The sequence below is a fragment of the Klenkia soli genome (assembly GCF_900103975.1).
GTDB lineage: Bacteria > Actinomycetota > Actinomycetes > Mycobacteriales > Geodermatophilaceae > Klenkia > Klenkia soli.
Window position 1 is genome coordinate 20285 of the sequence record NZ_FNIR01000015.1, and the last position, 19257, is coordinate 39541.

General features: G+C 75.9%; 21 protein-coding genes and 4 tRNA genes. 18 read left to right on the plus strand and 7 right to left on the minus strand.

The features are described from left to right. Positions 1-111: 111 nt before the first annotated feature. Positions 112-675 (plus strand): M15 family metallopeptidase, encoded by a 564-nt coding sequence (locus BLS67_RS20340; protein WP_091249156.1) that lies wholly within the window; start codon positions 112-114, stop codon positions 673-675. Here the strand turns inward: BLS67_RS20340 and BLS67_RS20345 are convergent, their stop codons facing one another. Further along, positions 676-1452 (minus strand): GGDEF domain-containing protein, encoded by a 777-nt coding sequence (locus BLS67_RS20345; RefSeq protein ID WP_091249159.1) that lies wholly within the window; start codon positions 1450-1452, stop codon positions 676-678. A 61-nt stretch (positions 1453-1513) separates the two neighbouring features. Then, positions 1514-1586 (minus strand) — tRNA-Lys (locus BLS67_RS20350). Between the two features lie 181 nt (positions 1587-1767). On the opposite strand from BLS67_RS20350, the gene BLS67_RS20355 reads away from it, so the two are divergent. The 4 genes from BLS67_RS20355 to BLS67_RS20370 all read left to right on the plus strand — a co-directional run bounded on the left by BLS67_RS20355 (position 1768) and on the right by BLS67_RS20370 (position 5479). Then, entirely contained in the window at positions 1768-2925 is a 1158-nt protein-coding gene (locus tag BLS67_RS20355) for a glycosyltransferase family 2 protein (RefSeq protein ID WP_091249162.1), read from the plus strand. Positions 2926-3066: 141 nt separating this feature from the next. Continuing rightward, on the plus strand, positions 3067-3594 hold the full coding sequence (locus BLS67_RS20360; protein ID WP_109504772.1) for a GtrA family protein: 528 nt from the start codon (positions 3067-3069) through the stop codon (positions 3592-3594). A 22-nt stretch (positions 3595-3616) separates the two neighbouring features. Further along, on the plus strand, positions 3617-5143 hold the full coding sequence (locus BLS67_RS20365) for a metallophosphoesterase family protein (RefSeq protein WP_242654234.1): 1527 nt from the start codon (positions 3617-3619) through the stop codon (positions 5141-5143). Between the two features lie 18 nt (positions 5144-5161). After that, a complete protein-coding gene (locus BLS67_RS20370; RefSeq protein WP_091249166.1) occupies positions 5162-5479 on the plus strand; it encodes a hypothetical protein in 318 nt (105 codons plus the stop codon). A gap of 35 nt (positions 5480-5514) precedes the next feature. Here BLS67_RS20370 and BLS67_RS23540 read toward each other — a convergent pair whose 3' ends face one another. Next, a complete protein-coding gene (locus tag BLS67_RS23540) occupies positions 5515-6120 on the minus strand; it encodes an AMIN-like domain-containing (lipo)protein (protein WP_091249169.1) in 606 nt (201 codons plus the stop codon). A gap of 85 nt (positions 6121-6205) precedes the next feature. Next, a complete protein-coding gene (locus tag BLS67_RS20380; protein ID WP_131801805.1) occupies positions 6206-6859 on the minus strand; it encodes an AMIN-like domain-containing (lipo)protein in 654 nt (217 codons plus the stop codon). 145 nt (positions 6860-7004) lie between these two features. Between BLS67_RS20380 and BLS67_RS20385 the strand changes: the two genes are divergently transcribed. From BLS67_RS20385 to BLS67_RS20440, 12 genes are all read left to right on the plus strand, one after another. Beyond that, positions 7005-7589: a hemerythrin domain-containing protein gene (locus tag BLS67_RS20385; RefSeq protein WP_091249176.1), complete on the plus strand. Its 585-nt coding sequence runs from the start codon at positions 7005-7007 to the stop codon at positions 7587-7589. An 83-nt stretch (positions 7590-7672) separates the two neighbouring features. Beyond that, positions 7673-7745: transfer RNA gene (locus BLS67_RS20390), tRNA-Glu, on the plus strand. Positions 7746-7775: 30 nt separating this feature from the next. Further along, positions 7776-7849: transfer RNA gene (locus BLS67_RS20395), tRNA-Asp, on the plus strand. 42 nt (positions 7850-7891) lie between these two features. Further along, positions 7892-7965 (plus strand) — tRNA-Phe (locus BLS67_RS20400). A 100-nt stretch (positions 7966-8065) separates the two neighbouring features. Further along, a complete protein-coding gene (locus BLS67_RS20405; protein ID WP_091249179.1) occupies positions 8066-8332 on the plus strand; it encodes a hypothetical protein in 267 nt (88 codons plus the stop codon). Beyond that, positions 8329-9249: an FAD:protein FMN transferase gene (locus BLS67_RS20410; protein ID WP_091249182.1), complete on the plus strand. Its 921-nt coding sequence runs from the start codon at positions 8329-8331 to the stop codon at positions 9247-9249. Before BLS67_RS20405 ends, BLS67_RS20410 begins: the two co-directional genes overlap by 4 nt. Further along, positions 9246-9878: a ferric reductase-like transmembrane domain-containing protein gene (locus BLS67_RS20415; RefSeq protein ID WP_207500763.1), complete on the plus strand. Its 633-nt coding sequence runs from the start codon at positions 9246-9248 to the stop codon at positions 9876-9878. The genes BLS67_RS20410 and BLS67_RS20415 overlap by 4 nt, the downstream gene beginning before the upstream one ends. A gap of 5 nt (positions 9879-9883) precedes the next feature. After that, on the plus strand, positions 9884-11083 hold the full coding sequence (locus tag BLS67_RS20420) for an NADH-ubiquinone oxidoreductase-F iron-sulfur binding region domain-containing protein (protein WP_091249188.1): 1200 nt from the start codon (positions 9884-9886) through the stop codon (positions 11081-11083). A 14-nt stretch (positions 11084-11097) separates the two neighbouring features. Continuing rightward, positions 11098-11361: a ferredoxin gene (locus BLS67_RS25015; protein WP_423221515.1), complete on the plus strand. Its 264-nt coding sequence runs from the start codon at positions 11098-11100 to the stop codon at positions 11359-11361. A gap of 5 nt (positions 11362-11366) precedes the next feature. Beyond that, the gene (locus BLS67_RS20430; RefSeq protein WP_091249435.1) at positions 11367-12116 is read left to right on the plus strand and encodes a response regulator transcription factor; all 750 of its coding nucleotides are present in this window, start codon (positions 11367-11369) and stop codon (positions 12114-12116) included. Positions 12117-12124: 8 nt separating this feature from the next. After that, positions 12125-13678, plus strand: coding sequence for a sensor histidine kinase (locus tag BLS67_RS20435; RefSeq protein ID WP_091249192.1), 1554 nt, complete (start codon positions 12125-12127; stop codon positions 13676-13678). Positions 13679-13720: 42 nt separating this feature from the next. After that, a complete protein-coding gene (locus BLS67_RS20440; RefSeq protein ID WP_242654235.1) occupies positions 13721-14101 on the plus strand; it encodes an STAS domain-containing protein in 381 nt (126 codons plus the stop codon). A 13-nt stretch (positions 14102-14114) separates the two neighbouring features. On the opposite strand, the gene BLS67_RS20445 is transcribed toward BLS67_RS20440, so the two are convergent. After that, on the minus strand, positions 14115-14828 hold the full coding sequence (locus tag BLS67_RS20445; RefSeq protein ID WP_091249195.1) for a GGDEF domain-containing protein: 714 nt from the start codon (positions 14826-14828) through the stop codon (positions 14115-14117). Then, positions 14825-15982: an FIST signal transduction protein gene (locus BLS67_RS20450; RefSeq protein ID WP_091249441.1), complete on the minus strand. Its 1158-nt coding sequence runs from the start codon at positions 15980-15982 to the stop codon at positions 14825-14827. The genes BLS67_RS20445 and BLS67_RS20450 overlap by 4 nt, the downstream gene beginning before the upstream one ends. Positions 15983-16124: 142 nt before the next feature. On the opposite strand from BLS67_RS20450, the gene BLS67_RS24830 reads away from it, so the two are divergent. Then, positions 16125-18101 carry a mannosyltransferase YkcB-related protein gene (locus tag BLS67_RS24830; RefSeq protein ID WP_091249198.1) on the plus strand — a complete coding sequence of 659 codons (1977 nt, stop codon included), beginning with the start codon at positions 16125-16127 and terminating at the stop codon, positions 18099-18101. Here the strand turns inward: BLS67_RS24830 and BLS67_RS20460 are convergent. Beyond that, positions 18074-19255 (minus strand): epoxide hydrolase family protein, encoded by a 1182-nt coding sequence (locus BLS67_RS20460; protein ID WP_091249200.1) that lies wholly within the window; start codon positions 19253-19255, stop codon positions 18074-18076. The genes BLS67_RS24830 and BLS67_RS20460 overlap by 28 nt on opposite strands. Positions 19256-19257: the final 2 nt, after the last annotated feature.

The following is a 19257-nucleotide window of genomic DNA, read 5'->3' on the forward strand; positions in this document are numbered from 1 at the left end:
CGTCGTCCTCCTCGGCATCCCCCCGAGGTACCGGTCCCGCGGTACCGGCGGCCCGCTCCCGGCACCACGGGTGGAGGTGGAGCGGGTGCCCGACGGTCGAGCGTGCTCGCCATGACTCGCACCCGCGTCCCCGCCCTGCTGATCGGCTGCCTCGTGCTGGCCGCGTGCGCCACGACCGCCGTGGCTGCGCGGACGCCCTCACCGACCCTGACGACCACGGAGGGCACCGTGCTCGGCCCCGCCGACGGGTACCTGCCCGACGGCGAGGGGCTCTCGCCCTTCGACACCGCCGAGCCGGCCGTCGGCAACCTGGAGCGGGCCCTGCTCGACGCCCTGCAGGACGCCACGACCGCCGCCCGGGACGACGGGGTGACCGTGCAGGTGACCAGCGGGTGGCGCAGCGCCGCGCTGCAGCAGGCGCTGTTCGACCAGGCCGTAGCCGAGCACGGCAGCGTCGAGGAGGCCCGCCGCTTCGTGCTCACCCCCGAGCTCTCCCAGCACGTCACCGGCCGGGCGGTCGACGTCGCGCCCTACGACGCGATGGACTGGCTCAGCCGGTTCGGCTCGGACTACGGGCTCTGCCGCACGTACGCCAACGAGGCCTGGCACTTCGAGCTGGTGACCTCCCGCGGCGGCGAGTGCCCCGAGGAGCTCACCGATGCCACCGCCGGCTGATCAGACGGTGCGCACGGCTCGTTTGCGCTCGTACATCCCGCCGTCGACCACGGCCAGCGCCTGGTCCACCGTCTGGCCGGCGGTCAGCGTGGTGATGCCGACCGAGGCGGAGGTCTGCACGCTGTCCTCGTCGGGCAGCAGCACCTCCAGGTGGGCGAGCCGGTCGCGGAGCCGGCCGGCCACCGCCTCGCTGCCCGGCGGCAGGAGGACGACGAACTCGTCACCGCCCAGGCGACCCACCACGCCGCCGCCGAGCTCGACGCCGTCCTCGACGACCGACACCACCGCCTGCAGGACGACGTCGCCCGCGGCGTGCCCGAACGTGTCGTTGACGGCCTTGAAGTCGTCCAGGTCGAGCAGCACGAGGACGCAGCCGTCGGTCGCGGTGCCCTCGACCGCCTCGAAGAACCCGCGCCGGTTGGCGACCTCGGTTGGCGGGTCGACCCGGGCCTGCCGCTCCAGCTCGTCCTGCAGGTGGGTGCGCCGCCGGACCTCGTCGGCCAGGCGGGCGTTGGCCTCGGCCAGCCGGGTGTGCAGGCGCAGCCAGGGGATCGCGGTGATCGGGGCGAGGACCAGCGGCATCAGCACCGGTGCGCCGTGCGCGACCAGCCGCACCGGCAGCGCGTCGAAGGTCAGCCCGAACGCCCAGTAGACGAGGTGCGTGATCACCACCACGGAGCCCGCGGTCGCGGCCGCGGTGAACCGCACGACCGACTGGAGCGCGGACGGCGGCGGCACGTCGTCCGCACGGGTGGCGTCGGGGCCGGCCGTGGTCACGGGAAGATGATCGACTGCCCCCTGCCCGCGGTGCACACCGCCTGCGGCCGGCCACGCCCGGTGGGCCCCGTGGGGATCGAACCCACAACCCGCGGATTAAAAGTCCGCTGCTCTGCCAGTTGAGCTAGAGGCCCCGTGGCCCGTCGGCCACCGTCGGAGCCTACGGGCCCTCGCCGGTGGGGAGCGGCCCGTGACCGTCCGGGGACCCGGTCACCCGTTCAGGGCCGGGGCGGCACCGAACGAGGGATGCCGCGACCACGCAGCGTCACCTAGCGTCGAGCGCGTCCCGGTGCACCTGCAGGAAGCGAGCCCGCCATGACCGGCAAGGACCAGGTCGTCACGACCCGGCCGCTCGTCCGCGGCAGCGTCCTGCCCCGGCGTGCCGGCCGTCGTCCCCTGCGGATCCGGTTCGGCCGGCGTCCGCCGGCCCGGGTGACCCCGCAGCCGGGCTCGCGACTGCTGGTGCTGGTGCCGGCGCACGACGCCGAGGCCACCGTCGCGCGCACCCTGGCCTCGCTGCGGGCCCAGACCCGCCGACCCGACCGGGTGGTGCTGCTCGCCGACGACTGCACCGACGCCACCGAGGATCTGGCCCGGCGGTTCCCCGAGGTCACCGTCATGCGCACCGTCGAGAACACCGGCGGCCGTGCGGGCGCCCTCGGCCAGGGTTGGCGACGCTGGCGGGCCGGCCACGACCTGGTCGCCGTCGTCGACGCCGACACCGTGCTGGCCCCCGACTGCCTCGACCAGCTCACCGCCGACCTGGCCGCCGCGCCCTCCCCCGGCGTGGTCACGGTGCGCTTCGGGGTCGACCAGGGCCTGGGCTCCGACGCCGTCGCACGCCTGCTGGTGCGCCGGCACCGGGCCGAGACCACCGCCTGGACCACCAGCGCGCTGCAGGGCGACCGGTCCGCCTACGCGCTCGGCGGCCAGGTGGCCCTGCACCGCGCCGGCAGCCTCCGCGAGCTGGCGGGCGAGCACGGCACGCCCTGGACCGGCACCGACGACCAGCTGGTCCGGGCCCTCCGCCGCACCGGTCACCACACCGCGAGCTCACCGGGGGCGCGGGTCCACACCGGCCCGGTGCTCACCCTCCGCTCGCTCGCCGCCCGCCGCCTGGCCTCGGACGAGAACACCGCCCGGGCGCTGCGCACCCGTTTCCGGCGCGGCGCCGCGGCGGGGCTGCTCCGCCCCCAGCTCGCCCTGCTCGGCGGCCTCGCGGTCCGGCTCGTGGTGCTCGGCGCGCTGGCCGGCGTCGTCCCCCTCGCGCCGTGGTCCTGGGCCCTCCCGCTGCTGGCCGCCTCGGTGGTCGGCACCGTCCGGGCGCTGCGCACCCCGCACCGCACCGCGGCCGACGTGCTGGCCGGCCTGCTGGTGCTCCCCGCCGAGCTGGACTTCTGGATGCGCCTGGGGTGCGCGGCCACGGCCTGGGTGCGGGCGCTGCGCCGACCGGCCCGACGGTCCGGCCCCTGACCACCGCGGGACCAAACGTCCGTTGCCCGTGACAACCATCACGGACGGCGAGCAGGCCATCGGGAATGCACAGGGCGAACACTGGTGATCGAGTAGGAAGTTCCTCGAAGCAACCATCTGCGCGCACCGCCTGGAGACACCGTGACCTGCCCGAGCCTGCTCCGCCGCCACCCCGCGGTGGAGGTCGTCTCCGAGGCGGCCGAGGATCTCCGCGCGCAGTCCGAGCACCGCGCGGCCCACCTCCTGCAGCGGCTGCGCGACGGCGACCAGGGCGGGGCCCAGTTCGTCCGCTTCGCCTTCGTCGGGGCGATCTCCAGCGTGCTCTACGCCGTCCTGTTCGTGGCCTTCGACGGCATCGGCGACCAGCCGGCCAACATCGTCGGGGCGATCGCCTCCACCCTGCTGGCCAACGAGCTGCACCGCCGGCTCACCTTCCACGCCGGCGACCGCGTCGGGTGGTTCACCGCGCAGTGGGAGGGCGGCGGTCTCGCCGTCGTCGGCCTGGTGGCCACCTCGGTGGCCCTGGCCGGGCTCGACCAGGTCGTCGTCGACGCCTCGTGGCAGGTGCAGGTGCTGCTCATCGGTGCCGTGACCGGGGCGATCGGCGCCTGCCGGTTCGTCGCCCTGCGGGCCTGGGTCTTCACCTCCCGCGCGCTGCAGCGCAGCTGACGCCCCCACTACCGTTCTCCGGGTGACCGACCCGACGCCCGCGCCGGACGAGCTCCCCGAACCCGCCCGCACCGGTCTGCGCACCACCGTCCGCTGGCTGCAGCGGGTCGTCGTCGCCGTGGTCGGTGCCGCCCTCGGCGTCCTCCTGCTGGGCCGGGTCGACGCACCGATCGGGCCCTTCGACGCCACCGTCGCGTTCACCCCGGCCGTCGGCGGCGGGGCCGAGCTGGAGATCCCGCCGCTGGGCGCGCTGTCGGTCGACGCCTACGACGGCCCGCTGCGGCTGGACGTGCAGCTGCGCCGGGTCGACCAGCTGCGGGCCCAGGCCCTGGCCACCGACCCCGGCCAGCTCGACGGCGTCGTGGACCGGGTCAGCGCCGACCTGCGCGACGCCGTCACCGAGCTGGCCTGGCGCACCGCGGCCGCCGGGCTCGGCGGGGCGGCGCTGTTCTCCCTGGTCGCCCTCCGCCGCAGGCGGGAGCCGCTGATCGCCGTCGGGCTGTCGACCGCGCTGCTGGCCGGCACCGCCGGGCTGGGGGCGGCGACCTGGCGGCCCGAGGCGCTGAGCCAGCCCACCTACACCGGGCTGCTGGTCAACGCGAACAGCCTGATCGGCAGCGCGCAGGACATCGTCGCCCGCTACGACGCCTACCGGGCCTCGCTCGAGGACCTGGTGGCCAACGTCAGCACGCTCTACTCCGCGGTGTCGACGCTGCCCGACCCCACCGGGACCGGGGACGGCGTGACCCTGCTGCACGTCTCCGACATCCACCTCAACCCGGCCGGCGCCGACCTGATCGGCCAGGTGGTGACCCAGTTCGACGTCGACGGCGTGCTGGACACCGGCGACGTCGTCGACTGGGGCAGCCCGGTCGAGAACCAGACGTTCGGCTGGATCGGCGACCTCGGGGTCCCCTACGTCTACATCCGCGGCAACCACGACTCCGCCGTCACCGCGGCCGCCGTCGCCGCCCAGCCGAATGCCGTCGTACTCGACGACACCGCGACGACGATCGACGGCATCGAGGTCGTCGGCGCGCCCGATCCCCGCTTCACCCCCGACAAGGACGCCACCGGCGGCACCCAGTCCCTCGAGGAGACCGGTCAGGAACTGGTCGACCACATCGGCACCCTCGACGACCCGCCGGCGATCGCGATGGTGCACGACCCCAAGCAGGCCCCGCCGCTGGACGGCGTCGTCGACCTGGTGCTGGCCGGGCACACCCACGAGCGCGACGTCTCGGTGCTCGACGACGGCACCCGGCTGATGGTCGAGGGATCCACCGGCGGCGCCGGGCTGCGCGGGCTGCAGGGCGAGGACCCCACCCCGCTGTCGTGCACCGTGCTCTACCTGGACCCCGCGGGCGAGCTGACCGCCTACGACGAGATCACCCTGGGCGGGCTGGGTCAATCCGAGGTGATGATCCAGCGCACCTACGTCGACCCCCTGCCCACGGGGGACGACGGCGGGGACGGCGGCGGGGACGACGGCGGCGGGGACGACGGCGACCAGCGACCCACCGAGGGTCCCGCGCTGCCGACCGGCTGACCCCTACGCTCCCGGGCCATGACGACCCTCCGCGCCGCCCGGTTCGCCGTCCCCCTGCTGGCCGCCGTGGCCGTGGCCGGTTGCTCGTTCACGTCGAACAACGTGAGCTGCTCGGGCAACGAGTGCACGGCCACCCTGACCGGCGAGGGCAGCGAGGCCTCGATCCTGGGCAACTCGCTGGTGTTCGCCGGGACCCAGGACGGTCGGGCCACCCTCTCCGTGGGCGACGCCGAGGTGTCGTGCGCCGCGGGCGAGAGCGTGACCGCCGGCCCGCTGTCCCTGACCTGCACCACCGTCGAGGACGACTCCGTGGAGCTGACCGCCTCGCTCGGCTGAGACGGGACGCGCACCGCGCGCGGTCCCGGGGAGGATCAGTCCTGGACGTCGACCACGATGCGGGTCGGGTCCGTCAGCGAGAACACCCGGAACGGACGCTCCGCGGTCAGGCCGACGTAGGCCAGCGCCTGGCCCTCGTACACGGAGGCGTAGAAGAGGCCGACCACCGGCCCGGTCTCGGCGGGGATGCCTCCCGTCGCGGCCTCGGCCACCCCGGGGTCCATGTAGGGGTTCGCGACCGGCCGGATGCTGACCTGGAGGAATGCCGAACCCGGGACGTCGAAGAGGGCGCCGTTGGCGTCATCGACCGGCGCGTCCACGTAGGTCACGTACCAGCCCGGGACGGTGGTGCCCGAGATGTCGAACACCACCCGGGCGAAGCCGTCCTGCGTCCCGGCTCGGATGCCGGTGACCACCGTCGGTCCCTCACCCAGGACCGCGTCCGCGGTGTCCAGCGCCGTGTCTGCCGGGAAGGGCGGGGCGTCGGTGGTCTCCTCGCTCACCACGGTGCTCGAGGTCGCCGTCGTCGTGGCCGGAGTAGCCGCCTCGGTCTGCGCGGCCCGCTCGCCGCAGCCTGCGACCAGCACCAGGGCGCAGACCGGGACGACGGCCAGGACGTGGGCGGGCCGGGGACGGCGCATGCACCACCCTGGCACCCGGGACGCCCCGGCGGAAGTGCACGACCAGCCGGGTGCGCGCCGGGGTGGTGGGGGTTCGGTGACCCGGTCAGTCCTGGACGTCGACCACGACGCGGGTGGGGTTGCTCAGCGCGTAGACCCGGAACGGGTGCGGGGCGTCCAGCCCGACGTAGGCCAGCGCCTGGCCCTCGAACACCCCGTCGTAGTAGACGCCCAGCACCGAGCCGCTCTGCACCGCCTGGTTGCCCGACGCGAGCTCGGCCACGCCCGGGGCCTCGTAGGGGTTCGTGACGCCCGTGAGGGTGATCCGCAGGTAGGCCGAGCCGGGCACCTCCAACGTCGTCCCGCTGCCCTCCTGGGTGGGCGTGTCGGTGTACGCGACGTCCCACCCGGGGGTCGCCGTGCCGGAGATGTCGAGGACCAGCCGGGTGAAGCCGTCCTGCTCCGCGACCCGCGCGGCGGTGACCACCGTCGGGCCGTCGCCGGCCACAGCGGGCGCGGAGTCCGGGGAGGTGTCCGCGGGGAAGGTGGCCGCACCGGTCGGGCCGTCGGTGCCGGTGGCCGCTCCGGACGGCGGCGCGGCCGTCGTGCTGGGGGCCGTCGACGGTGCGCTGGTCGTGGACGACGCGGCGGTGCCGGTCGACGACGTCTCGTCGGTGTCCCCGCCCCCGCACCCGGCGAGCAGCACCAGGGCGGACAGCGGAACGGCGGTCATGCCACGGGCCAGGGCGGAGCGGCGCATGGGAGCACCCTGGCAGCCCACGAGCCCGGACCGGGAGAGCGGCACGCGGACACCTCGCCCGGACAGGTGAGGCTGCCCTGCCGTTTGCACCCGGTGGGCGGCGGGGAGATCTCCGCGGTCCCGCCCATCACCTGGAAGGTCCCCCGTGCTCGACGTCACCGACCTGGTCCTCGAGGACCACCACACCATGCGCCGCCAGTTCGCCCTGCTCGACGACGTCTGGGACGACCCGCGCGCGCTCGGCCTGATCTGGAAGGGCCTGGCCCGCCTGCTCGACGTGCACGCCGCGTGCGAGGAGGAGGTGTTCTACCCCTACCTGCTCAAGTACGGCGACTCCGGCGACGACGACGCCACCGAGGGCGACGTCGTGGACGAGACCGACGACGCGATCGGCGACCACAACGAGATCCGCGACGCCGTGGCTGCCGCGGGCAAGGAGGAGCCGGGCACCGAGGCCTGGTGGACCGCGGTGCGCAAGGCCCGCGAGGAGAACGACGACCACCTGGCCGAGGAGGAGCACGACGCGCTGCCGGACTTCCGCCGCAACGCCTCGGTCGAGCTGCGGGCCGAGCTGGCGCTGCGCTGGCTGGACTGGCGCTACGCGCACGACTCCGGCGAGGGGATCACCTACGACAAGGACCCCGAGGAGTACATCGAGCAGTACCGCGCGGAGCCCGTCGCCGACCCGGTCGAGCACCCGGTCGCGGCCACCTCGGTGACCCGGGACTGAGCCCTCCACGGCGCGCCCCGGCCCCCCTCGTCACGGGGGCCGGGGCGGCCATGTATGGTTCCTCCTGCCTCCAGCGAGCACGAGCCCTCATCGTCTAGTGGTCCAGGACGCCGCCCTTTCAAGGCGGTAGCACGGGTTCGAACCCCGTTGGGGGCACGCACCACAGCAGCACAGCACCACCAGCAAGGCCCTGTAGCGCAGTTGGTTAGCGCGCCGCCCTGTCACGGCGGAGGTCGCGGGTTCGAGTCCCGTCAGGGTCGCCGACCGATGTCCACGGACCACGTCCGCGGATGCCGGCAGCGGGCCAGGTAGCTCAGTCGGTACGAGCGCTCGCCTGAAAAGCGAGAGGTCGGCGGTTCGACCCCGCCCCTGGCCACACACACTGCAGCTGCCGGTCCACAGGATCGGCACATCCTCCCCACCGGGTCCTCCCTGGCTCGGCGCGCACCGTCCTCCTCGTCACCCGAGGAGGACCCGTGGACCCGAACGACCCCCGCCGCGCCGGTACCCGCCGGCTGCGCCTGGCCACCGCCGCCGTCGCCGGCGGCGCCCTGGTCGCCACCGGTGCGCTGACCGTCGTCGTCGCGGCCGAGCACCCCGCGGCCGCCGCCGAGACCGGTGGCACGGCGAGCACCACCGGGACGTCGGGCAGCACGAGCGAGCGGGACCAGCACCCCGCTCGCCCCGGCGGCTTCGGCGGCTCCTCCGGCGGCGGCTCCCACGCGTCGAGCGGTGGGTCGTGACCGCCGTCCGCGACCGCCCGGTCGGCACCGCCGACTGGACCGCCTGGACCTGCCGGGTCCGGTTGGCGGTCACCGACCCCGATGCCCTGCCGGCGGCACGGGCGCTCCTCACCGCCGAGCTGGCCGCGGTCGACCTGGCCTGCAGCCGGTTCCGCGCCGACAGCGAGCTGTCGGGCCTGGCCACCGGCCGGTGGACCACGGTCAGCCCGGTGCTGGCCGAGGCCCTCGCCGTGGCCCTGCGCGCGGCCCGGCTCACCGACGGCGACGTCGACCCCACCGTGGGCGGCGCGATGGTCGCGCTGGGCTACGACCGGGACCTCGACTCCGTCGACCCCGGCACCGTGCCCCCGGTCCTCGCACCGGTGGCCGGCTGGACGACCGTCGAGCTGGACGGCGACCGCGTCCGGGTGCCCTGGGGGGTGCGGTTGGACCTCGGCGCCACCGCGAAGGCGTGGACCGCCGACCGGGCGGCCGCCGCGATCACCGCCGCCACCGGCAGCGGCGTCCTGGTCTCCATCGGCGGGGACGTCGCGGTGGCCGGACCAGCCCCCGAGGGCGGCTGGCGGGTGCGGGTGGAGGACGTCACCGGCGACCCCGACGGCCCGGCACCGGCCGGGTCGACCGTGGTCGCGCTGACCGACGGCGGCCTGGCCACCTCGGGCACCCGTGCCCGGCGCTGGCAGCGCGGCGGCGTCGAGGTGCACCACGTGCTCGACCCGCGCACCGGGCTGCCCGCCTCCCCCGCCTGGCGGACGGTCAGCGTCGCCGCCGGCAGCTGCACCGACGCCAACACGGTCAGCACCGCCGCCGTGGTCCGCGCCCACGCCGCGGTGCCGTGGCTCGAGGGCCTGGGGCTGCCGGCCCGGCTGGTCACCGACGCCGGCGACGTCCTGACCGTGGGTGGGTGGCCGTCGTGAGCGTGCTCTCGGACGGCGCCTTCCTCTGGTACCTCAACCGGGCCACCGGCCTGGTCTCGCTGCTGCTCATGACCCTGACGATCGTGCTGGGCGTGGTCGTGCGGCGGCAGGGCCGCCTGCCCGGGTTCGCCCGGTTCGGCGTCGTCGGCCTGCACCGCAACGTGTCGCTCGTGTCGGCGGTGCTGCTGGTCGTGCACGTGGTCAGCGCGGTCGTCGACGGCTACGTCAGCATCGGCTGGCTGGACACCGTGGTGCCCTTCGTCTCGGGGTACGAGACCTTCTGGGTGGGCCTGGGCACGCTCGCGATCGACCTGACCGCGCTGGTCGTGGTCACCAGCCTGCTGCGCGGCCGGCTGCCCGTCCGGGTCTGGCGCGGGGTCCACCTGACCTCCTACGCCCTGTGGCCGCTGGCCTTCGTGCACGGCCTGGGCGCGGGCACCGACCTGGGCTCGGGCTGGGTGCTCGCGGGGGCGGTCGGCTGCGCCGTCGCCGTCCTCGTCGCCTCGGCCGTGGCGCTCTCCGGTCGGCTGCGCACCCGACCGGCCGAGGACCGGGCCGCCGACGCCCTGGCCCTGGCCCGCACCTCCCTCGCCACCGGCCGCCCCGCGGCCGCCTTCCGGAACAGGTGACCGCCATGAGCGCCCCTCCCCTGACCCGTGGCCTGCTCGGCACCGGGGACCCCTCCCTCGCCGCGCACCTGGCTGCGCACGGTCCGCTCACCGCGGTCCCCGACCTGGCCGGGGTCGCGGCCGACCTCACCGGCCGGGGTGGTGCCGGCTTCCCCGCCGCCCGCAAGCTGCGTGCCGTCGCCGAGGCGGCCCGCGCTGCCGGGACGACGGCCGTGGTGGTCGGCAACGGCGGCGAGGGCGAGCCCGCGGCCGCCAAGGACGCCACCCTGCTGTCCCGCTCCCCCCACCTGGTGCTCGACGGCCTGCAGCTGGCCGCGGGGTACCTGGGGGCGGGCACGGTGGTGCTCGCCGCGGGGTCCGCCGCCCTGCCCGGGCTGGACCGGGCGCTGGCCGAGCGCGGTGACCGCGGCCGCGTGCGGCTGGTCGCACTGCCCGACCGGTTCCTGGCCGGGGAGGAGTCGGCGCTGGTCGCCGCGGTCGACGGCGGCCCGGCCCTGCCCCGCACGAAGGTGCCCCCGGTGCGCGAGCGCGGGGTCGGCGGCCGGCCGACGCTGGTGCAGAACGTCGAGACCCTCGCCCGGCTGGCGCTGCTGGCCCGGGGCGACGCCGCGGCGGGGCACACCCTGGTCACCCGGCACACCGCCGGGCCGCACGGCCGCGTCGTCGACGTCGCGGAGGTGCCGCTGCACGCACGGCTGGGCGACGTCCTGCCCCTGCACGGCGGCACCCAGGCCGTGCTGGTCGGCGGCTACCACGGCAGCTGGCTGCCCACGGCGGTCGCCGCCGAGGTGGCCCTGGACCGGGCCGGCCTCGCCTCCGTCGGCGCGGCCCTCGGCGCCGGCGTGCTCGCCGCCCTGCCCGGCGACCGGTGCGGGGTGCGCGAGACGGCGTCGGTGGTCGGCTACCTGGCCGAGCAGTCGGCGGGGCAGTGCGGCCCGTGCCTGAACGGGCTGCCCCGCATCGCCGCCGCGCTGGAGCTGCTGGCCCGGCCCGGCCCCCCGCGCCGCGGCCTGCTCGAGGACGTGCAGCGCTGGTCGGGCCTGGTCGTGGGCCGCGGCGCCTGCTCGCACCCCGACGGCAGCGTCCGGTTCGTGGCCAGCGCCCTGCGGGTCTTCGCGCCCGAGCTCTCGGCGCACGCCGCCGGCTGGTGCACCGCCGCGCCGTCCTCCGCGCCGTTCCTGCCGGTGCCGGGCGGTACCCGGTGAGCGAGCGGCTGCGGGTGGACCCGATCGCGTGCACCGGGCACGGCGCCTGCGCCGACCTGCTCCCCGAGGTGGTCCGGCTCGACGAGTGGGGATACCCGCTGCTCACGGCCGGGGAGCTGCCGGCGGGGCTGCACCGGCCGGCCCGCCGTGCGGTCGCCGCCTGCCCCGCGCGGGCCCTGCTCCTGGAGCGGGCGTCCACGCCTGGGCCCCGCACCGCGGCGCGACAGGCACTTCCTGGACAGCTCACAGGAAGCACGCAGGATCGGGGCCCACAGTGATGTCCATGACCGCGATCGACGCCCGCCCCGTCTCGAGCTCCCGGGCCCAGCTCACCCGCCCCGACGGCAGCGCGCTGCGGGTCCTCGTCGTCGACGACGAGCGCTCCATCTGCGAGCTGCTCTCCCTGGCCCTCCGCTACGAGGGCTGGGACGTCAAGACCGCCGCCGACGGCACCGAGGCCGTCAAGGTGTCGCGGGACTTCCGCCCCGACGCCGTCGTGCTCGATGTCATGCTGCCCGACATGGACGGCCTGGAGGTGCTCCGCCGGCTGCGCGCGGACTCCCCGCTGGTGCCGGTGGTCTTCCTGACAGCCAAGGACGCCGTCGAGGACCGCATCGCCGGGCTCACCGCCGGCGGCGACGACTACGTCACCAAGCCCTTCTCCCTCGAGGAGGTGGCCGCCCGGCTGCGCGGCCTGCTGCGCCGCACCTCCCGCGTGGTGGCCGACGACGGCCTGCTGGTCGTCGGCGACCTCACCCTGGACGAGGAGTCGCACGAGGTCACCCGCGGCGGTGACGACATCCGGCTGACCGCCACCGAGTTCGAGCTGCTGCGCTACCTGATGCGCAACCCCAAGCGGGTGCTCTCCAAGGCCCAGATCCTGGACCGCGTGTGGCAGTACGACTTCGGCGGCCAGGGCAACATCGTCGAGCTGTACATCTCCTACCTGCGCCGCAAGATCGACGCCGGTCGCACCCCGATGATCCACACGCTGCGGGGCGCCGGCTACGTGATCAAGCCGGCCGCCGTCTGACAGGACCCATGACCGGCCCCTCCGCGCCCGCACCGAGCACCGCCCCCCGTCGGCGGCTCTCGCTGCGGGCGCGGTTGCTGGTGGCCTTCCTGGTGCCCACCGTCGTCGTCCTCGCCCTGGTGGCCTTCGTGTCGACGACGGTGCTGCGGCACGAGCTGATGCGCCAGGTCGACGACCGCCTCGAGGGCGCCGGGTCGCGGACCGAGCAGTACGCCGGCGACCTGGACGACCGGCCGACCGAACCCGGCGGCAGCGGCCCCTCCGACCGCGGGTACCCGCCCGGGCAGGGCGAGGGCACCCTGGTGGCGAGCTTCGAGGGCGGGGTGTGCACGTACTCCGCCGTCATCCAGCGCTCCGGTTCGGAGCTCGCCCTGACGTCGGCCCAGACCGCCGCGCTGGACGGGGTGGCCGGCGACTGGTCGGCGACCACCGTGGACGTCGGCGGCGGGCTCGGCGAGTACCGCGTGGTCGGCGCGACCACCCCCGACGGCGACCTGGTCGTGACCGGGTTGCCGCTGGACAGCGTCGACGAGGCGGTGCACTCGCTGATCCTGGTCGAGGCCCTCGCCGGGCTGCTGGCCCTGCTGGCCGCCGCCGGCGCCGCGACCGTGGTCATCCGGCGGCAGCTGCGGCCGCTCGACCGGGTCGCGGCCACCGCCACCCGGGTGTCGGAGCTGGAGCTGTCCACCGGTGAGGTGCAGCTGGCCGAGCGGGTGCCGCCGGCCGACACCGACACCAGCACCGAGGTCGGCCAGGTCGCCACGGCGCTCAACCGGCTGCTGGACCACGTCGAGACCTCGCTGTCGGCCCGCCAGGCGTCCGAGACCCAGGTGCGGCAGTTCGTCGCCGACGCCAGCCACGAGCTGCGCACCCCGCTGGCCTCCATCCGCGGCTACGCCGAGCTGGTGCGCCGGCAGCACACCGACGTCGAGCCCGAGGTCGGGCACGCGCTGCGCCGGGTCGAGTCCGAGGCGGTGCGCATGTCGGTGCTGGTCGAGGACCTCCTGCTGCTGGCGCGGCTGGACGCCGGGCGCGACCTGGTGACCGAGGACGTCGACCTGGCCGCGCTGGTGGTCGACACCGTCTCCGACGCGCACGTGGCCGGCCCCGACCACCGCTGGCGGGTCGACCTGCCCGACGTCGGCGTCGTCGTCCCCGGTGACGGCGCCCGGCTGCACCAGGTCCTGGCGAACCTGCTGGCCAACGCCCGCACGCACACCCCCGAGGGCACCACGGCCACGGTGCGGCTGCGCAGCGAGGACGGCTGGGCCGTCGTCCAGGTCGTCGACGACGGCCCGGGCATCCCGCCGGCCCTGCTGGCGCACGTGTTCGAGCGGTTCGCCCGCGGCGACTCCTCGCGGTCCCGGCAGGCCGGGTCCACCGGGCTCGGGCTGGCCATCGTCAGCGCCGTCGTCGAGGCGCACGAGGGCACCGTCGCCGTCGCGAGCGAGCCCGGCCGGACCGTCTTCACCGTGCGGTTGCCGCACGCCACCGAGGTCGCGGTCGACCCGGACAGCGACCTCGAGGTGGACGCCGACGGCATGCTGGTCGACGAGCGCTGACCCCGCACGCTTGATCGTCGCCGCTGCGGGTAGGGGCTGCTGGTGACGAATCCCACCGATCCGCCGCCGACCGCCACCGAGTCCCCCGTCCCCGAGGTGGCGGTCGAGCGGACCAGCCACGGCACGGTCCGCGTGACCGTCACCGGCGAGTTCACCGCCGAGGCCCGGCGTCCGGTGATCCGGGCCGTCACGGACCTCCTCCTCGGCGAGGACCCGCCGACCCACCTGCTCCTGGACATGAAGCCGGTGACGTTCCTGAACTCGGCCGGGCTGTCGACCGTGGTGCAGCTGCACCGCATGCTCGAGGGCCGGGGCTCCGAGCTCGAGCTGCTGGTGGGCAGCACCGTCGTCGCCCGCCCGTTGCAGCTCTCGGGCCTGTGGCACCGCTTCCACGTGCGCGACGAGCGGGCGCCCGGCAGCTGAGCCGGCGGCACCCTCAGCCCGGCAGCAGCTCCGCCGGGCCGCCCAGGGTCCACCGGCCGCCGCCGGCGGCCTTGGCGCGGTACATCGCCTCGTCGGCACGGTGCAGCACGCCGTCGGCGGTGTCCCGCCCGGTCCCCGTCACCGCCACGCCCACGCTCGCCGTCACCCGGACCGCACCCGACGTCAGCTCGAAGGGCACGGCAACGGCCTCGACGACCCGGGCGGCCAGCGACGTCGCACCCGCCCGGTCGCCGCCGTCGGCGCCGACCACCACGAACTCGTCCCCGCCCAGCCGGCCCAGCACGTCGTCGGCGCGCAGGCAGGCGCGCACGCGGTGCCCGACCCGCACGAGCAGCTCGTCGCCGGCCGCGTGCCCCCGCCGGTCGTTGACCGCCTTGAACCCGTCCAGGTCGAAGAACAGCACGCTCACGCCCGGCCCGCCGTCCCGGGCGCGGGCGAGGGCCCGCTCCAGCCGGCCGACCAGCGCCGCCCGGTTGGGCAGCCCGGTCAGCGGGTCCTGGTGGGCCTGCCGGCGCAGCTCGTCGTGCAGCCCGCGCATCTCGCGCGAGGAGATGTCGATGGACCGCTCCAGCAGGTAGCGCTCGTCGTCGACCTCGGCGTAGGTGCGGGCGACCACCTCGAGGACGGCGGCCCACTGCTCGCGGTCCGGGAGGTCCGCGATGCCCAGCCGACGAAGCTGACGGGCGAGCAGCCGGTGCGCGGTCATGCCGCCGACCGGGGGCGCTCGCCGAACACGGTCACGGTCATCGTCTGGTTCTCCAGGTGGCAGGCCCCGCTGGGCAGGGTGGTGAGCTCGCCGTAGGAGTAGAAGCCGACGGCCGGGGTGCGCGGGCCCAACGCCTCGACCACCACCTCCAGCTCCTCCTCGGTGCGCTGGCCCAGGTACTGCCGTCGTCCCACGCAGGAGACCAGCAGGGCCAGGGAGTCACCGGCGTCGGCGTCCCGGCGGACCTGCTGCCCGGCGTCCTCGGCGCCGTCGACGAGGCGGTCGGTGGTGCTGCGCATGAGCTGGGCGGTCGCGCCCTGCGGGATCTCGCCGGCGTAGGTGATCGACCGGGTGTCGTGGTCGACGCCCAGGATGGTGCGGACCACCTCGCGGCCGGAGCCGTCGAGCAGCCGCACCCCCAGCGGGAACAGCAGGCCGGTCGCGGGCAGCCCGTCGGCCAGGTCGCCGAGGTACTCGCGGTACAGGTCGAGCACGGGGCGGCCGTCGAGCTCGTGGAGCACGGTGCCGGCGGAGCGGGTGACGAGCCGCTCGGGGCCCAGCGGCGACCAGCCGCCGCGGGAGGCGTGGCCGACCTCGAGGTCGGCGCCGAAGAGGCCGACCGCGGCGACCGCACCCGCGCGGGGCACGCCGTCGACCAGGACCCAGGTGCGGGCGAAGCGCGGGCCGTCGCCGGCCAGGCCGCCGGCCACGAGCGCGCCGGCCGGCACGGTCTCCGACACGCCCCGCCCGAGAGCGGAGCCGTTGACCGCGAGGCCGTCGCTGAGCACCAGGGCCAGCGCGAGGTCGGCGCCGGACTCGGCCAGGCGCTTGCCCAGCAGCCGGCCGACGTCGTCGGACCCGCGGCCCTCGACCGGGGTGGTCTCGACGACGACCCGGGTGGTGGCGAAGCGGACGACGGCCACGGCCAGGGTGTCGTCGGACAGCTCGGCCCCGAGCACCTCGCCCGCGGTCGAGCAGCCGGCCAGCGATGCCACCGGGTACGTGCGGCGGAGATCGGCCAGTCCCGCGTGGTCGGGTTCGTCCACCAGCGCGGACGGCCCGAAGACGAGGACGAGGGTGCGGGCGGAGTCCCAGCCGGGCAACGCGGCCGACCACCCGGCACCGCGGACCCACCGGCCCGTGAACACGTCCATCACCCGTCCGTCCCCGGGGGCGCACACCGCCCCTCGCCCGTCCTTTCGGCACCGACCAGGTCCTCCTTGACCGGCCCACCCGCACGGGGGAGGCACAGCGCGCACCGGGCCCGGTTCCAGGGAGGCCCCCGATCGTGGGCCGGTGACCACCGCACTCCTGGACCAGCCGACCTCCGTCCCGGCCGCGCGCCCGCCGCGCCCGCGGTGGGTCCGCCCGTCGACGGCCGGCCTGCTCGCCGGCACGGCCGTGCTGTACCTGTGGGGCCTGTCGGCGAACGGGTACGGCAACGACTTCTACGCCGCCGCCGTGCAGGCCGGGTCGCAGAGCTGGAAGGCGTTCTTCTTCGGCTCGCTGGACGCCGGCAACGCCATCACCGTCGACAAGACCCCGGCCTCGCTGTGGGTCATGGAGCTGTCGGTCCGGCTGTTCGGGCTGAACCCGTGGGCGCTGCTGGTCCCGCAGGCGCTCATGGGGGTGGGCACCGTCGCGCTGGTGGTGGCCGCGGTCCGCCGCACGACGGGGCGTCCCGGGGCGGCGCTGGTGGGCGGTGCGGTCATGGCGCTCACGCCGGTCGCCGTCCTCATGTTCCGGTACGACAACCCCGACGCCCTGCTGGTGCTGCTGCTGACCGCGGCCGGGTACGCGTTGGTGCGGGCGCTGCAGAGCCCCCGGGCGCTGCGCTGGATGGTGCTGGCCGGCGCCCTGGTCGGGGTCGCGTTCCTGGCCAAGATGCTGCAGGCGTTCCTGGTGCTGCCCGGGTTCGCGCTGGTGTACCTCGTGCTCGCCGAGGGCGCCCTCCGCCGCCGGTTCGGCCACCTGCTGGCCGCCGGGGCGGCGATGCTGGTCGCCGGCGGCTGGTGGGTCGCGGTGGTGCAGCTGTGGCCCGCGGACTCCCGGCCCTACGTGGGCGGGTCGACCGACGACTCGGTGCTGGAGCTGGCCCTGGGCTACAACGGCATCAGCCGGCTGTCCGGCGGCGAGGGCGGGCCGCAGACCGGCACACCCGGCCTGCTGCGGCTGGTCGGCGCCGACCTCGGCGGCCAGGTGGCCTGGTTCCTGCCGGCCGCGCTGGTCGCGCTCGTGGCCGGTCTGGTCTGGACGGCGCGACGCCCGCGCACCGACCCGGTGCGGGCCGGGCTGCTGGTGTGGGGCGGCTGGCTGCTGGTGACGGGGCTGGTGTTCAGCCTGATGGCGGGCACCTTCCACGGCTACTACACGGTGGCGCTGGCGCCGGCGATCGCCGCGCTGGTCGGCATCGGGGTGGCCCTGGTCGGGGACCGACCGCGCACGGGCCCGCCGGTGCTGGCGGCGACGGTGGCGCTCACGGCGGTGTGGTCCTTCGTCCTGCTCGGCCGCAGCGCCGAGTTCCTGCCGTGGCTGCGGTGGGTCGTGCTGGTCGGCGGGCTGCTGGCCGCGGCGGGCCTGCTCGTCGGCCGGTTCGGCGCCGGCCTGCGGCGCGGGGCGGTGGTGGTGGCGCTGCTCGCCGCGCTGGCCGGGCCCGCGGCCTACTCGGTGCAGACGGTCGCGACGGCGCACACCGGGTCGATCCCCACGGCCGGGCCGACGGTCAGCGGGGGGACCTCCGGGTTCGGCGGCGGGCGCGGTGGGGGCGGCGCGCCGTCCGGCGGGTTCCCGGGACGCCCGGACGGGGCCGACGGGGCGACACCGGGCGGCGGCGCGACCGGCCTTCCCGGCGGGACGGACGGCGGGACGGACGGCGACGCGGCCGGCGCTCCCGGAGGGGCGGCCGGCGGTGGGCAGGGCGGGTTCGGCGGCGGCAGCGCCTCCGAGCAGGTCGTGGCGCTGCTGCAGCAGGATGCCGGGTCCTACCGCTGGGCGGCCGCGACGGTCGGCTCCCAGACGTCGGCGGTCTACCAGCTGGTCAGCGGTGACCCGGTCATGGCCATCGGCGGGTTCACCGGCAGCGACCCGAGCCCGACGCTGGCCCAGTTCCAGGCCTACGTGGCCGCCGGCGACGTGCACTGGTTCATCGGCGCCGGGCAGGGCCGGGGCGGCGACGGCTCGGCGTCGGAGATCACGCAGTGGGTGGCGGCCACCTGCACGGCGCAGACCGTCGACGGCGTCACCGTCTACGACCTGACCGCGCCGGCGTCCTGAGCCGCGCGCGGCCGGCGGAGGCCCCGCAGGCCGGTGCGGATCTCCTCGACCAGGAAGCCGGGCTGTTCGAGGGCGGCGAAGTGGCCCCCGCGCGGAGCCTGCCCGTGGTGGACGAGGCCGGGGTAGGTGGCCTCGATCCAGCTGCGCGGCGGGAGCGGGATGTCGCGCGGGAACACGGTCACCGCCACGGGCAGGTCGAGCCGGGGCCCGGCCAGTCCGCCCGTCCCGTTCTCCCGGTAGATCCGGGCCGAGGACGCCCCGGTGTTGGTGAACCAGAACAGCGAGACCAGGTCCAGGATCGTGTCGAGGTCGACGGCGTCCTCGGCACGGCCGGCGTTGTCGGTCTTGGACTGGAACTTCTCGTAGATCCAGGCCGCCTGGCCGGCCGGGGAGTCGGCCAGGGCGAACCCGACGGTCTGCGGCTTGGTGGCCTGCAGGTGGTTGGACCCGCCGAGCTCGCCCGTGTAGTGCGCGAGGGTGTCCAGCGACCGGCGCTCCTCGGGCGACAGGACGTCGGGGGCCACCGCGGGGTAGACGTACTGCGTGCTCAGGTGGACCCCGAGCAGGCCCGCCGGTCGCGCTGCCCCGAGGGCGGTGGTGACCGCGGCGCCCCAGTCACCGCCGTGGGCCGCCCACTCCTGGTAGCCCAGTCGCCGCATCAGGGTGGCCCAGGCCCGGGCCGTGCGTGCCAGGTCCCACCCGGTCCGGGTCGGCTTGCCGGAGAACCCGAACCCGGGCAGGGACGGGACGACGACGTCGAAGGAGTCGGCGGGGTCCCCGCCGTGGGCCGTCGGGTCGGTCAGCGGGCCGACGAGCTGGAGGAAGTCGGCGACCGATCCTGGCCAGCCGTGCGTGAGCAGCAGGGGCAGCGCTCCCGGGTGGGGCGAGCGGACGTGCAGGAAGTGGACGTCGATCCCGTCGATCTCGGTGCGGAACTGGGGGTGGGCGTTCAGGTCCGCCTCGAACCGGCGCCAGTCGTACCCGTGCTGCCAGCGGTCGACGAGGGCACGCAGGGCGTCGCTGCGGACGCCCTGCGACCAGTCGTCGACGGTTTCGGGGTCCGGCCAACGGGTCCGGGCGAGCCGGTGCTGCAGGTCGTCGAGGTCGGCGTCCGGGATCTGGACGGTGAACGGGCGGACGGGGGCTGCAGTCATGG